This window comes from Corallococcus sp. CA041A (genome assembly GCF_003612075.1).
Taxonomy (GTDB): domain Bacteria; phylum Myxococcota; class Myxococcia; order Myxococcales; family Myxococcaceae; genus Corallococcus; species Corallococcus exiguus.
The window spans coordinates 1-13570 of sequence record NZ_RAWF01000092.1; the positions used below are offsets into that span (position 1 = coordinate 1).

The 13570-nt window shown below is 66.1% G+C and carries 11 protein-coding genes; 3 read left to right on the top strand and 8 right to left on the bottom strand.

Translation table 11 applies throughout. The features are described 5' to 3' along the window. The coding region (locus D7V77_RS18220; RefSeq protein WP_120577579.1) for a putative quinol monooxygenase at window positions 1-285 on the bottom strand (285 nt) is incomplete at its 3' end. Between the two features lie 87 nt (window positions 286-372). On the opposite strand from D7V77_RS18220, the gene D7V77_RS18225 reads away from it, so the two are divergent. Beyond that, on the top strand, window positions 373-1266 hold the full coding sequence (locus D7V77_RS18225; RefSeq protein ID WP_120577562.1) for a 1,4-dihydroxy-2-naphthoyl-CoA synthase: 894 nt from the start codon (window positions 373-375) through the stop codon (window positions 1264-1266). A 6-nt stretch (window positions 1267-1272) separates the two neighbouring features. Here D7V77_RS18225 and D7V77_RS18230 read toward each other — a convergent pair whose 3' ends face one another. Next, a complete protein-coding gene (locus D7V77_RS18230) occupies window positions 1273-3336 on the bottom strand; it encodes a lipoxygenase family protein (protein ID WP_120577563.1) in 2064 nt (687 codons plus the stop codon). Between the two features lie 260 nt (window positions 3337-3596). Between D7V77_RS18230 and D7V77_RS18235 the strand changes: the two genes are divergently transcribed. After that, window positions 3597-5627, top strand: coding sequence for a lipoxygenase family protein (locus tag D7V77_RS18235; RefSeq protein ID WP_120577564.1), 2031 nt, complete (start codon window positions 3597-3599; stop codon window positions 5625-5627). A gap of 21 nt (window positions 5628-5648) precedes the next feature. Then, entirely contained in the window at window positions 5649-7067 is a 1419-nt protein-coding gene (locus D7V77_RS18240; protein ID WP_120577565.1) for a cytochrome P450, read from the top strand. A 159-nt stretch (window positions 7068-7226) separates the two neighbouring features. On the opposite strand, the gene D7V77_RS18250 is transcribed toward D7V77_RS18240, so the two are convergent. The 6 genes from D7V77_RS18250 to ada all read right to left on the bottom strand — a co-directional run bounded on the left by D7V77_RS18250 (window position 7227) and on the right by ada (window position 13564). Further along, complete coding sequence (locus D7V77_RS18250; RefSeq protein WP_233597080.1) at window positions 7227-8291, bottom strand: DUF3103 domain-containing protein; 1065 nt, start codon at window positions 8289-8291, stop codon at window positions 7227-7229. 717 nt (window positions 8292-9008) lie between these two features. Continuing rightward, window positions 9009-9620, bottom strand: a complete 612-nt coding sequence (locus D7V77_RS43280; RefSeq protein WP_147452093.1) for a hypothetical protein — start codon at window positions 9618-9620, stop codon at window positions 9009-9011. A gap of 116 nt (window positions 9621-9736) precedes the next feature. Then, window positions 9737-10588: a hypothetical protein gene (locus D7V77_RS43285; protein WP_120596185.1), complete on the bottom strand. Its 852-nt coding sequence runs from the start codon at window positions 10586-10588 to the stop codon at window positions 9737-9739. Window positions 10589-10601: 13 nt separating this feature from the next. Next, entirely contained in the window at window positions 10602-11327 is a 726-nt protein-coding gene (locus tag D7V77_RS43290) for a hypothetical protein (RefSeq protein ID WP_147452094.1), read from the bottom strand. Between the two features lie 465 nt (window positions 11328-11792). Then, complete coding sequence (locus D7V77_RS18260) at window positions 11793-12386, bottom strand: 2OG-Fe(II) oxygenase (protein WP_233597081.1); 594 nt, start codon at window positions 12384-12386, stop codon at window positions 11793-11795. Between the two features lie 104 nt (window positions 12387-12490). Further along, window positions 12491-13564, bottom strand: coding sequence for a bifunctional DNA-binding transcriptional regulator/O6-methylguanine-DNA methyltransferase Ada (gene ada, locus D7V77_RS18265; RefSeq protein WP_120577569.1), 1074 nt, complete (start codon window positions 13562-13564; stop codon window positions 12491-12493). Window positions 13565-13570: the final 6 nt, after the last annotated feature.

Genomic DNA, 13570 nt, shown 5'->3' on the forward strand with positions numbered 1-13570 from the left:
GTAGCGGTGGGGGATGCGGGGCTCGGCCAGCATGGGGGCGACGGTGTCACGCCACGTGAGGTAGTGGGCGGTCTCCTTGTGCGCGGCGGGGGCGTCCGGCGTGCGGTAGGCCTCCACGAGGACGAAGCGGGTGGGGTCGTCGTTGTCCTGGCAGACATCGAAGCGGGCGATGCCGGGCTCCTTCACGCTCTCGCGGGCGTTGGCGAGGGTGGCCTGGAGGAAGGCGTCGACGTGCTGGGGCAGCACGTGCACATGGACATGGACGACGAGCAGGCTCGTGGACATGGCGCGCACGGTAGCGCGGGCGTCCCCGAGCGGAAACCGCTAGGGTTCCGGGCCGTTCACTCCCCCATTTTCGGAGCAAGACTGCGCATGGTCTCGGACCTCTTTGACGCGTCCCGCTGGCAGCCGGTGGAAGGCCACAAGTTCAAGGACATCACGTTCCACCGCGCGGTGGACCAGGGCACGGTGCGCATCGCGTTCAACCGGCCGGAGGTGCGCAACGCGTTCCGTCCGAAGACGGTGGACGAGCTGGCCCGGGCGCTGGAGGCCACGCGGTTCATGACGGACGTGGGCGTGGTGCTGCTCACGGGCAACGGGCCGTCGCCGAAGGACGGCGGGTGGGCGTTCTGCTCGGGAGGCGACCAGCGCATCCGCGGCAAGGACGGCTACAAGTACGAGCCCGGCGAGGACGCGGCGGACCCGGCGCGGCTGGGGCGGCTGCACATCCTGGAGGTCCAGCGGCAGATCCGCTTCCTGCCGAAGGTGGTGATGGCGGTGGTGCCGGGCTGGACGGCGGGTGGCGGGCACAGCCTGCACGTCGTCTGTGATCTGACCATCGCGAGCAAGGAACACGGGATGTTCAAGCAGACGGACGCGGACGTGGCCAGCTTCGACGCGGGCTACGGCAGCGCGCTGCTGGCGCGGCAGGTGGGACAGAAGCGGGCGCGCGAAATCTTCTTCCTGGGCCAGGCCTACACGGCGGACGAGGCGTTCCAGATGAACGCCATCAACAAGTCCGTGCCGCACAAGGACCTGGAGAAGGTGGCGCTGGAGTGGGCGGCGGAGATCAACACCAAGAGCCCCACGGCCATCAAGATGCTGAAGTATGCCTTCAACCTCCCGGACGACGGGCTCGTGGGCCAGCAGCTCTTCGCGGGCGAGGCCACGCGTCTGGGCTACGGCACGGAAGAGGCACAGGAAGGCCGCGACGCGTTCGTGCAGAAGCGCAAGCGCGACTTCAAGCGGTTCCCCTGGACGTACTGATTCCGCTCAGATGTTGATGCGGGAGCTGACCGTCCGGACATCCAGGCCCAGGGCCGCGAAGTCCGCGGCCCGGGCCCGGAGCAGCTCCAGCAGCCGGGGATGCATGTCTTCTTCTTCGTTGGACAGGATGAAGCCGTAGTTCGTCTTGGACAGCATCCAGGAGATCCACAGCATCTCCGTCGCCTCGTCAGGCGTCGGCGCGACGTCCAGGTCCTCCTCGGTGGACAGCGCGCCGCCCTTGCCCCAGCGCAATCCCAGACACGAGTACAGGACCTCGCCCGCGTCCTCCCACTGGAGGTTGTTCGCCCAGGCGTGGCGGAACGTCGCGAAGAAGATGACGTAGCGGCAGAGGTGCTTCAGCGCCTCGACCTCACCCGGCAGGGGCGCATCCGTCCGAGTCACGGCGCTCACGGCTTTCGTCGCGGGCTCCGCGACCTTCGCCCCCAGGTCCATGCGCTCCGAGCGCACGAACCACGGCGCTTCTTTTCCTGGAACCGTCGCTCGCAGGTAGCGGCACACGAACGCCGGTGCGGAATGCGCGACCAGGTCGTCCGAGAACCGGCGCACCTCGTGCCACTGAGCCTCCACCGCCGCGCCGTGCTCCGCGAAGAACGCGTCGATGTGTTCCCCGAGCAGCTTCCAGAACAACTGCCCCGCCTGCGCGTAGCGGTGGCCCTCGCAGACTGGCGTCGCGGGCGCGAAGCCCTTCCAGTCGTAGCTGCCCATCAGGTGTTCCAACCGCTGGTGGATGCCTGCTTCCGTCAACGCACTGGCCCGCGTGATGTACCCCGTGGGGCCCACCAGGAATCCGGTGGCGGCGTGGTTGATCAACACCACCTCCCGCAGGTGCGGCATGAGCAACCAGCGCAAGGGGTTGTGCCGCAGGTTCCGGTGCGCGGCGATGGCGTACTGCTCCACGTTGAAGTGGCACTGTCCCAGGTGGTTGCCCAGCTCCACGTCCAACGTCGCGCTCACGCGAGCCATCCGCTTCGCCGCTTCCCAATCCGCGCCGTCCGCGGGCGTGTACGTCCTGCGAGTCACCGGTGAGCCGGGCGCCGTTGCTCCGGGTTCCCGCATCCCCAGGATGATCCGCTGGGGCATCAGCTTGCCGTCCACCAGCCGCAGCCGGAGGTCCACGTCCGGCAGGCAATGCACGCCGTCCTGCTCATAGGCATTCCACGGCAGATACAGCCGGAAGGCCTGCGCATCCCCAGGCACCTCGGGGTCCCGGTCCAGGATGCTGGAGAACATCCCGTTGAGCAGCCGCTCGCCGAACCACGCATCACTCCGCGAGGAGCCCGGGGACTCCCGCTCCATCCGGACCGTCGTCGTCTCCGGATACTCCGCCTGGATCTTCCCCAGGCTCGGCGCCTGTCCCAGCCGGATCTGCAGCTGGTGTTGCCGCTTCACCAGCTCGATGGGCGCGACGGCCTTGAGCATCGCCAATGCGCGCCCTGGTGCATACGCCGTGGGGGGAGTGCCCTCTTCCACCACGAGCAGCCGCGCCAGCGGCGTCGACGGATCGTATTCCCAGTACGGCAGCCGCAACGTTCCGAAGTCGTGGTCAAAGCCTGCGTGGTCATCCGGCCCAGGCTCGGAACCGATGCGCTTCCACGTCTCCACCACACGGCCGTCCTGCCGGAAGGTGTGCTGCGGTTCAAAGAAGCGCAGCTCCAGGTCTGGCAGGTCTCCTTCGCCCGCGTCCGTCGGGTCGTAGCGGATGACGAACGACCCATCCGCGCCCGTGAAGGTCTCGCCCAGGAAGTCGTCTGGCGTGCCGAAGTCCCGGTCCCACAGCTCCACCTTGACGTGATGCATGGGAATGGGGCCTTGCGGCCCGTCCTGCTCGAACATCAGCCGACCCGTGACGACGGCCGGGAGGGTCGACGGATCCCGCGACGCTCGCGGCGCACGCACGCGCTCGACCAGGTTGCGGCTGACCGCCAGCCGCTCCTTCAACCCCAGCCCCGAGTACCACCGGGGCAGCTCCTCCGCCTCCAGGAGTGGCGGCTCCCCGGCCTTCGAAGCGAACCCCAACGAGGTCAACAGACGGCGCCAGGCGGTGGGCATCAGCTCCGTGCCTCAATCAGGGAACGACGGGAAGCAGGCTTCATCGCGCGGGAAGGTAACACGCACCGGGGCGAGCACCGCCGCATGCGCATACGGCAAACCCATATCCGGGTGTTCGCCCCGGAGGGCAATCCGCTATCGACTTCAGTGCAGGCTCCGAGAGACGTCGCCGTGATCCGCGTCAGTGCGAGGAGAGCCCGGCTTGTCCGTCCCGGTTTCAGCGGCGTACCTTCCGCCGTTGCGTGCTAGTGGGGAAATCCATGACTGTCGATTACACGCTGACGATTCGCACGAGCTCGAAGCTCGGCGCCGGAACGAACGCGGCCATCTCCGTGGTCCTGGTGGGCACGAAGGGCGAGAGCCAGCCGCAAGCCCTGGACAAGCGCTTCCACAACGACTTCGAGGCCGGCGCGGTGGACGCCTACTCCGTCAGGTCCGAGGACCTGGGGGACCTGATCCTGCTCCGGTTCTCCAACGCGGGGGGCGGCGTCGGGGGCGACTGGCTCCTCGACTCGGTGACCGTCACCGCGCTGGGGAAGCACTGGTTCTTCCCGTACTACCGCTGGGTGCTGGCCAGGACGACCGCGGAGGTCCTCGAGGGCACCGCCCGGCTGCCCCAGCAGGTCCAGCACGAGCGGCAGAAGGTCGCCCGGAACGACCTGCTCCAGGCCCGCCAGCGCATGTATCCCTGGCGCCCCGCGGAGGCCACCGCCGGGCTGCCCGGCGCGCTCGACATCACGGACGCGCGCCCGCTGCCGAAGGACGAGCTCTACCGGGGCCTCGTGGACGGCAGCTACGAGGTCGTCATCGCGAAGACGCTCGCGGCCATCAAGTTGCACATGCCCGTGCTCGGCAAGGCGTGGAATGGCCTCGTGGACGTCTTCGACTTCTTCAAGGGCCTCGAACTGCCAACCATCGCCAGGCGCTGGCAGGACGACATCGAGTTCGCCCGGCAGGCCGTGCAGGGCATCAGTCCCGTCCACATCCAGTCCATCACCGAGCTGCCGGAAGGAATGCCCCTCCAGGACTCCGAGCTGCGGGGCCTGCTGGCTCCTGGCACGACGCTCCCGCAGGCGCTGGCCGGCAAGCGCGTCTTCCTGCTCGACTTCGAGATCCTGGGCGACGTGCCCATGTTCAGGAAGGCGGACAAGGCCGGCGTCGAGGAGCGCCGGTGGGCGCCCGCGTCCCGATGCCTGCTGTACCTGGACGACACGCGCCAGCTGCGGCCCATCGCCATCCAGCTGGGCCGCGACCCGGCGCTGGATCCAGTGTTCACGCCCAATGACAGCCCGCACGACTGGCTGGCCGCGAAGATCTACCTCCGGTGCAGCGAGGGCAACACGCACCAGATGGTGGGGCACGCGCTCCGGACCCACTTCGTCGCCGAGCCGTTCGTCATGGCGACGATGCGCAACCTCCCGGACCCGCACCCCGTCTACAAGCTGCTGCGTCGCCATTTCCGCTACACGCTCGCCATCAACGATGGCGCCCGGAAGGGCCTGCTCGCGGCGGGCGGCGTGTTCGACGACCTCATCGCCACGGGCGGCCCCGACCAGGGCCACGTCTTCCTGGGCAAGAAGGGGTACAGGGCCTGGACGCTCGCGGACAACAAGCCGCGCCTGGACATCGAGCGCCGTGGCGTGCTCGACCCGGCGGTGCTCCCGCACTACCCGTATCGCGATGACTCGCTGCTCCTGTGGGAGGCGCTGGAGGAGTACGTGGGCGGTGTGCTGGGGCACTTCTACAAGTCCGACGAGGACCTGGTGCACGACACCGACATGCAGCGTTGGTGGAAGGACCTCACCGAGCACGGCCTGCCGGTGGAGAAGCTGCCCTGCGCGGAGCTGAAGCGCGTCGCGGACCTGACGGACATCCTCACCACGGTGCTCTTCACGGTCAGCGTCCAGCACGCGGCGGTGAACTACCTCCAGTACGAGCACTACGCCTTCGTGCCCAACGCGCCCCTGTGCATGCGCCAGCCTCCGCCGAGAGAGAAGGGCGTCCTGGGTGAGAAGGACATCGACGCGATGATTCCCTCCAAGACGCAGATGCTCTGGCAGGTGGCGGTGGGCCGCGCGCTGTCGAGCTTCGGGGACGACGAGGAGTACCTGCTCCACGAGGGTGGCTGGCGCGAGGACTACTTCCAGGAGCCGGAGCTGCTCGCCATCCGCGACCGCTTCCACGCCCAGCTGCGCGCGCAGAGCGAGGCCGTGAAGGCGCGCAACGCGAAGAGCGCGGTGCCCTACACCGTCCTTCAGGCCGACCGCATCCCCTGTGGCATCACCGTCTAGCGCCGTCAGGAGACTCCTCCCATGCCCAATGCCCTCTCTCGCGGCATCTTCAACCTGTTCTTCGGCGCGAAGCGCAAGCCGTTCGCGTCGCTGCCCGGTCCCCAGCCGGGGATCCTCGGCACTGCTGGGGACTTCCTGGGGGCGTCGCCCTGGGATGTCTGTGCGCGCTATGGCCGCGAGTACGGCGGCGTCACGCTCATCTGGATGGGGCCCAACCCCGGGCTGGTGCTCAACGACCCGGCGCTCATCGCGGAGGTCTACGAGTCCCCGCGCCGGATGGAGTTCGAGAAGGGGAACATCAGCGAGCAGATCCGCCCGTCGGTGACGGACGACACTGCGTTCACTGCGGAGCTGCGCGTGGACTGGGTCCGGAAGCGCCAGCTGGAGCCCGGCGCGCAGCCGTGGGCCACGGAGTGGCTGGCGGATCAGGTGGGCCCCATGCAGGCGGCGATCTCCGAGTCCGTGGACGCGCTGCTGAAGCAGAGGCACATCGACCTCACGCCCGCGCTGCGCCGGCTGACGTTCGACGCGTTCTCGGTCGCTTCGGTGGGGGAGAAGCTGCCGGATCAGGTGTTCGAGGACTTCATGCTGCTCGCGAGGGCGGCGGACGCGCGCATCCAGTCGAAGCTGCCGCTGAAGTTCGTAAGGCCGCCGAAGGACTTCGACGTGGCGAAGGCGCGCTTCTACGGGCACTTCGTGGACCGGATCCAGGCGGCTCGCAAGCGGCAGGATCCGCATGCCGTGGACATCATGTCCCGCTACCTGCGGGAGACGCCGGGCATCGATGATCAGGTGCTGGCGCACATGCTCGGGGGCACCTATTTCGGCGGTGCGTTCTCCTCCAGCGTCACGCTGGTGGGGGCGTTCCACCAGCTCAACAAGTATCCGGACTCCGACGCGCGCCTGGCTGACGAGGCCGCCTCGCTGGTGGCGGACGGACCGCTGACGTTCGGGAAGCTTGAGGGTGCGAAGTGGGTGGAGGCCGTGGCGTACGAAGCGCTGCGCGTCTTGCCGGCGGTCCGGGTGATGACGCGCACGCCGTCGAAGGATGCGCAGCTGGCCGGGGTCACGTTGCCAGCGGGGTCGATGATCATGATCTCGAACCAGCACCTGCACCGCGACCCGGCGCACTGGCCGGACCCGGACACGTTCAAGCCGGAGCGCTGGCTGGACGGAGGCACGACGCGAGACCCGCTGGGGAGCGGCCACTTCTTCCCCTTCGGTCGCGGGCCGCGCGCGTGCGTGGGCGCGGTCTTCGCGATGACGTTCCTGAAGACGGCGCTCGCGACGATTGCCTCGCGGGTGAAGATCCAGCTCGACTCGACGGAGCCCTTCGAAGAGGGCTTCTTCTTCGGCGTGGTGCTGCCGAAGGGTGTCACCGGGAAGCTCGTCGCTCGCGCAGCCTCGTCATCCGCGGACGTGCGCGCCCGGAGCGCCTGAAACGGAGGCCACTCCGGTCGCACCCCAGGTCCATGCCGCGTTCCTGGCGGCGCTGGGGATGGGCTATGCCAGGGTCCTGCCGACCGCCGACTTCCTGGCCCAGGCCGGACGCTGACCGGAGGGGTCGAGCAGCGCCGCCTCGACCCCTACCGGCCGCTGCTACTGGCTCGCGAGCTCGTACGGCCTGAGAGTCACCACCGCGTTGCCGCGTGCTCCGCTGTAGTTGGTGTAGGTGTGGTTCTTCTCCAGGGTGTAGAACGAATCGACGTAGTCGTCGTCGTTGGTGAACCATTCGCCCGGCATGCGATCCACCAGCCCGCTGCCCAGGGCCACCAGGGCGCCGATCTCCGGCAGGCCCACGGCGGTCAGGATCTGGCTCGCGACATTGAACAGGTAGCTCACCAGCTCCTGGTAGCTGGTGTTGTCGTCGTGCTCCATGAGGATGACGTTCGCCGCCGCCCAGCGGTAACGCTCCCAGAAGATCAGGACCTGGTTCGGGGAGTAGGTCCTCCCGTCCGTGTCCAGATAGGGCATGTCGACGATGTCCAACTGCGGTGCGTCACGGCTGGGGTCGACGCCATTGACGATGGCATAGACCTCCGCGTTGCCGGAGATCCACGGCTCCTCGTCGTCGTTCAGGTAGATGCGATCGAGGATCGTCACCGGCGTGCTGGTCGCCGCGGCGGCCGTGTCCAGGACGGGCAGGGGACGTTGCCCGAGGGCCACGAGGTGCTCGCGCATCAGCTTGATGCCGGCGGCCAGGTCCCTGCGCCCGTCGATGTCCACCACCAGCACCGGCTGTTCGGGCATGCGGTGCACGTCGAGGTGGTGCACGCGGCCAAGGCCATCGAAGGCCTCGATGAAGCGCCACTGGGAGTCATCGCCATCCGGTTCGTACGCGTAGAGAGGCTCAACGCCTTGCTGCAATGCCGTCAGCATGGACGCGCTGGCCAGACGAAGCTGCAGCAGGCTGTCGAGCTCACGGTCGAAGCCCTTGAGCCGACGGATGTTCAGGTCCGCTCGCTCCGCCACGCCCGTGACGGAGGACGGGGCCGACACGGTGCTCAGCCACTGCTTCAGATCCACGGCAAGGTGCTCGCCGCTCAAGCGGGGGGCGAGAGCCTTCCGCAGCACCGGGTCCTGCTTCGCCAGGGTCAGCGCCACCTCGCGCTTGTCGGCGGCCAGCGACACGCTGATGCGTTCGCGCAGCGCCGCTGGCTTCATGCTGGCGGCTTGAGCTTGGGGAGCTACGTTCACGCAAACGAACAGCGCGATGACCATCCCTATCCGTTTCATTGGATCCTCCGGCGGGTGAGCGAGTGTGCTGGGCCAGCAGCCGCAGGTGCACGGCAACGCTGCCCCGGGCTATTATCCAGCACAGCCTGAATTCGTGTATATAGAAGAAAAAGCAGGATTGCGTGAACCACTCCCCGCGAGGCCGTCTCGCTCATTCGCTCTCATGATCGTCGTGCCGGCGCGTTCCAGTCATATCCATCCCCTCGCATGCCGCTTGCGCACAGCGGACTTGCGAGAACTTCAAGCGACAACTGCCGAGGCTCCAACGGCCGTTCTGGAACGCCTCCTGCGTCAATCCGCGCCTTGCCTCACGCTTCTCGGTCAGACGGGAGGCATTGTTGGGATGTTCGGCGCTGTCCCAAGCCACTCCCAGTCAGGCGAAACGTGGCTCCTCGGGACGAACGAATTCATGACGAACCCGACATCAATCGTGCGACTGACCTTTGAGTGGATCCCGAAGCTCCACCAGCGATACCCTTGCCTATGGTGCAACGTGGACAGCAGAAACGATGCCCATCTCCGTTGGTTGCGCTGGGCAGGCTTTGAACAAACGGCGACGCTCGACCCACATGGCGTCGAAGGACGGCGCTTCTATTGTTTTGCACGGTTTGCGTACACAGTCATTGGCCGGCGGTGAGGGGGCCGTCAGGGGTGAACATCCGCTGCCGCACATCCATCGTCTGGCGGATGAGCGAGTTTTTCTTGAATCATCTGGAGTGGCGGAGCAGCGCCCTGGCGAGCCCCAGCGAACTCTACCCGGAGCCTGACGCTCGTCCCCTCAGCATCCCAGCCATCAACATCACCAGGAGCGAAGACAAAGAATTCAAACTCCGTGGGTGATACCCAGCGGCCATGGCCGTAATGATGAGGCTCGGGCAATTCCCCAGAGTAATGCAGCGTTACGAACGGAGGGCGGCGGCCTGCCAGGTAGTCTTGCAGGGCCTCCAATTCGACAATGTGATAGCCCACCGAGCGCCCCAAGAAGAGAGCGACATAGCGACAACCCGGAGAGAAGATGTTGCAGTTCCAGTCGGCAGGGAAAAGTAGTTCTTCAGGTTTGAACTCCAGTTCTTCGCCGCGCGGGAACTGAAAGCGCAGGGAGTGAAAACCGAATACAGGCGAAAACTCCCTTGGGACCGGCTCGCCGAACCAGCGGGCAAGGACATCCTTGGATGTCCCTGCCAATGCGCAACGCAGCGTCGCAAGAGGAATGTCTGCGGACGTTTCGATGGCCGCGGGGCTGGCATCGGTGGGCACGTCAACCCTGCTCCGTGCATCGTCGCCAGTGGGGTCTTGCCCTCGGGAGCAACCCCCTTTCGCCCCGCAGGCCACAAGGAGGCCCAAGGCGAGCAGCACACATATGCGCATGGGGTTCAAGTCCTCCAAGCCCTTTCGACATCAGCACGTGGAGCAACGATAGCGCCGCTTCCCCACCGACCCAATCCGCCCCAGGATTCGAGAGGCGTGCCTTCCATGACCTTCTCACTTTTGCTCGGTTGGTCCCAATGGACTTCGTACACGATCCCCGAAATGATGAGGCACATGTGAAAACCGCCATGCGCGGAGAACACGCCAAAAGCGACTCTCCTTAGCCGCTTCAAGTCCTTGGTGTCCTGAGGGGTTGAGCTGTCTTTCTCGGGGGCGTAGTTGACAGTCAGTTTGTCAATGCTGACTCCTGGGTAGTTCCGGGCATTCCCAGTTGCCTTGTAATATGATTTCGCTTCCCTTGCCTTCAGGTAGGCGAATGACTGCTCGGTGTTGGGGGCGCTCTTCCATTCGTATTTCGGGTACTTGGGATCCGGAGCCCAGAATATTCCCTTCCACGCCAGCTTTTGCTGGAGTGCTGCCTGAAGATCGATTCCGGAGGGCGCCGTCGCTCCTCTAAGCTTCATGTTCGCCCGCATCTGGGTCTTGATCTGGCCCCAGACCTCAGTCTGCTTTTGCTGCTTGAATGTATCCGAGAGCACCTCGATGACGTATTCGGTGCAGTCGGTCGCAATGACGGAGGTCGTTGGATCACTGGACTTGTTCCCCTTGTACAACCCAGTCCCTTTCTCCAGGACCGCCAGACGGTGCGCGACGTCCTTGAGCACGGTGAAGGCTGCGGCAACCTCACCCAGGCTCTTTCCAGAGTCCTTCGCGGTGATGGCCTCCAGTCGAGTCTTCTCCGCCTTGAGCGACGCAATCATGGAGTGTTTGGAGTCTGTGCATCCGGCAATACACATGGGCCGCCTCCTTCTACTTCCAACCCCGGTCACGAAGCTCTTGCTGGAGGTGATTCTGAAGTCCCAAGAAGAGTTTCTCGGGGCTCCCCCTCACTTCTCGGAGCTGCGGGAAGCGAGGATCCTGGAATGCTCCTCGGCCCATGGCGAAGCTCACCGCGACTTGAACCGCCAGGCTCTTACCGGTGGTTGGTTTGTTGGAATATCCCTGGAGAAATGCCGCAGTCTGCTCCAGCGCGTCGGTTGCAGCACTCTCCATGCGCTGGGGATAGAGGTCGAGAAGCAAGCGGCGCATCCGCTCAACAAAACCGGCTCCGCCGGATGGGAGTGAATCGAGGCGAAGCTGTGTGGCTCTGAACAGGGCATTCCGCAGATGCTCTGAGTCCTTCCCCAGAACTCGTTGGAAATACTCCGTCGAGGCCCCATACAGCGAACGAACCCGTTGATGCTCGGCGATGGGATACGCGGCGGAGGGTGTGTTCCTGAGAGCGGTATGGGCCCAGGGGTGGAATGGGTCCTCATCGAAGGCGACGCCCAGTTGCATCATCAGTCCGGCGTACAACTGGAGGCTGTGATCGTCAGTGAGTCCGTAGCTCCGGGCGCGATAGATTCCAAGCTGAGCGAGCTGACGAACTCCTTGAGGCCCCATGCGAGCGGAGGGGCCAGCCGCGAACTCTGGGAGATAGGTGAGGAGGATTCGCTCCGACAATCCAAACCCCGGTGCCGGATCGATACTGTTCATGGAGACACGTCCGACGGCAGCAGGCTCCTCGATGTCTCCGACATGATAGGTCCCGCCATTGGAGGAACTTGCAGCCGAAGTCAGACGTAGAAGAGCTCCCGCTGAGAGGAACCGCTGGCGAGAGTGCACGGGCCCGCCCTCCATTGTGAGGGTAATCTTCCGCCGCGCGACCACCAAGTCTCCCGCTTGGAGCTCTTTGAGCTTGTCTCTCGGTGCCATCGTGGGTTCCAATCAAGCATGGCACGCTCAAGAATAGCAAGATGCGGAGCGCCAGACTCAATCGCTCGACGATGCAGTGGCTGAATGCAGTCGCGAGAGGGCGAAGAGAGTCTGGGGGAGCCCGCCTCAATGAGTAGGTTGATGACAATGCTGCGTCTGGTTCCCAGTCGCTCGCTCGCGCCCAATCGGCATGGCATGACAACGCGATATGCGTTGCCATGGCAGGATGTTCTGCCTGATTGATGCTCAGGCGGCGTCGTGGAAGATGATGCCCACCGTGTGCCTCATGCCGGAGCGCACGCGGCTGACGCCGTGCCGCAGGTTGACGCGGTAGGTGCCCCGCGTGCCCTGGACCGGGCGATGATGCACCGCGAAGACGACCGCGTCTCCCTGACGCAGGGGGACGACCTCAGCCCGGGATTGCATCCGGGGACGCTGCTCCGTCAGCACGAACTCTCCGCCGGTGAAGTCCCGTCCGGGCTCCGAGAGGAGCACGGCCACCTGGAGCGGGAAGACGTGCTCTCCGTACAGGTCCTGGTGCAAGCAGTTGTAGTCGTCCACGCCATAGCGCAAGAGCAGGGGCGTGGGCCGCACCTGCCCGGCCTCATGGCAACGCGCGAGGAAGTCCGCGTGCACGTCTGGATACCGCACGTCGATGCCCATGGCCGTGTTCCAGCGGTTCGCGATGGGCGCCAGGCACGGGTACAGCGCAGTGCGCAACTCCGTCACCACCTCCGGCGGCGGGTGGTCGAAGTATTTGTATTCGCCCCGGCCGAACCCGTGCCGCGCCATCACCACACGGCTGCGAAAGGCATCCTCCACATCGTAAAGCAGTGCCAATGCTTCGCACTCGTCAGGTGTGAGCAGTTGTTCCAGCACCGCGCACCCACGGGCGTCCAACTCCCGACCCGTTCCCTCCCAATCCACCGCACGAACCCGTCTCCTCACCGCTGCGCCTCTCGCTCCAGCAGCGCGCGCTTTCGCTCCACGCCCCACCGGTAGCCAGACAGCGCTCCATCGTTGCGCACGACCCGGTGACACGGGATCGCCACCGCCAGCGCGTTCGCGCCGCAGGCCTGCGCCACGGCCCGCACCGACTTCGGCGAGCCAATCCGCTCCGCGATGTCCATGTAGCTCGCCGTCTTCCCCGCAGGAATCTCCCGCAGCGCCTGCCACACGCGCTGCTGGAACGCCGTGCCCCTCACGTCCAGTGGCAAATCCAGCCCCACGCGCGGCGCCTCCACGAAGCCCACGACCTTCGCCACCAGTTGCTCGAACTTCGCGTCCCCGCCCACCAGTGTCGCCTGCGGGAAGCGGTCCTGGAGGTCCTTCGCCAGTGCGTCCGGATCATCTCCCATCAGGATGGCGCACACGCCCCGGTCGCTCGTGGCCACCAGGATGGGGCCCAGCGAGCACTCCGCGATGGCGAAGTGGATCTCCGTGTTCGCGCCCCCGGCGCGGAAGTTCGTCGGTGTCATGCCCAGGACCTGGCTGGAGGTTTCGTAGAAGCGACCGCTCGAATTGAATCCGGCGTCGTAGATGGCCTCGGTGACGGAGCCTCGCTTCGTCAGCCCCGTGCGGATCCGCTCCGTCCGCTGCGCCGCCGCGTAGCCCTTCGGCGTCAGCCCCGTGACCGCCTTGAACACCCGGTGCAGGTGATACGGCGACAGCCCCGCGCGTTCCGCCAGATCCTCCAGGCTCGGCATCTCTTCAGCGGCCTGGATGAAGCGGCAAAGCTCGGCCACCCGGTCCGCGTGCTTCACGGCGAGCGAGGGCTCCCCTGGCTTGCACCGCTTGCACGCTCGGAACCCCGCCTGCTCCGCCGCCGCCTCCGTCGCGTGGAACCCCACGTTCTCCGGCCGCGGCGTCCTCGCGCCACAGGACGGACGGCAGTACACCCCCGTCGTCCTCACGGAATAGAAGAAGCGCCCGTCCTCCGCCGCGTCCCGAGCGACGACCGCCGCCCAGCGCGGGTCGCCCACCGTCGCCGCCGCGAGGGCCTCCGTCTTTGTCGCCATGCTCCG

Excerpts from the sequence above, each read along its gene's own strand:
- D7V77_RS18225 (WP_120577562.1), top strand. The coding sequence starts at position 373 with ATGGTCTCGGACCTCTTTGACGCGTCCCGCTGGCAGCCGGTGGAAGGC.
- D7V77_RS18230 (WP_120577563.1), bottom strand. The coding sequence starts at position 3,336 with ATGCCCACCGCCTGGCGCCGTCTGTTGACCTCGTTGGGGTTCGCTTCG.
- D7V77_RS18235 (WP_120577564.1), top strand. The coding sequence starts at position 3,597 with ATGACTGTCGATTACACGCTGACGATTCGCACGAGCTCGAAGCTCGGC.
- D7V77_RS18240 (WP_120577565.1), top strand. The coding sequence starts at position 5,649 with ATGCCCAATGCCCTCTCTCGCGGCATCTTCAACCTGTTCTTCGGCGCG.
- D7V77_RS18250 (WP_233597080.1), bottom strand. The coding sequence starts at position 8,291 with ATGAAGCCAGCGGCGCTGCGCGAACGCATCAGCGTGTCGCTGGCCGCC.
- D7V77_RS43285 (WP_120596185.1), bottom strand. The coding sequence starts at position 10,588 with ATGTGTATTGCCGGATGCACAGACTCCAAACACTCCATGATTGCGTCG.
- D7V77_RS43290 (WP_147452094.1), bottom strand. The coding sequence starts at position 11,327 with ATGAACAGTATCGATCCGGCACCGGGGTTTGGATTGTCGGAGCGAATC.
- ada (WP_120577569.1), bottom strand. The coding sequence starts at position 13,564 with ATGGCGACAAAGACGGAGGCCCTCGCGGCGGCGACGGTGGGCGACCCG.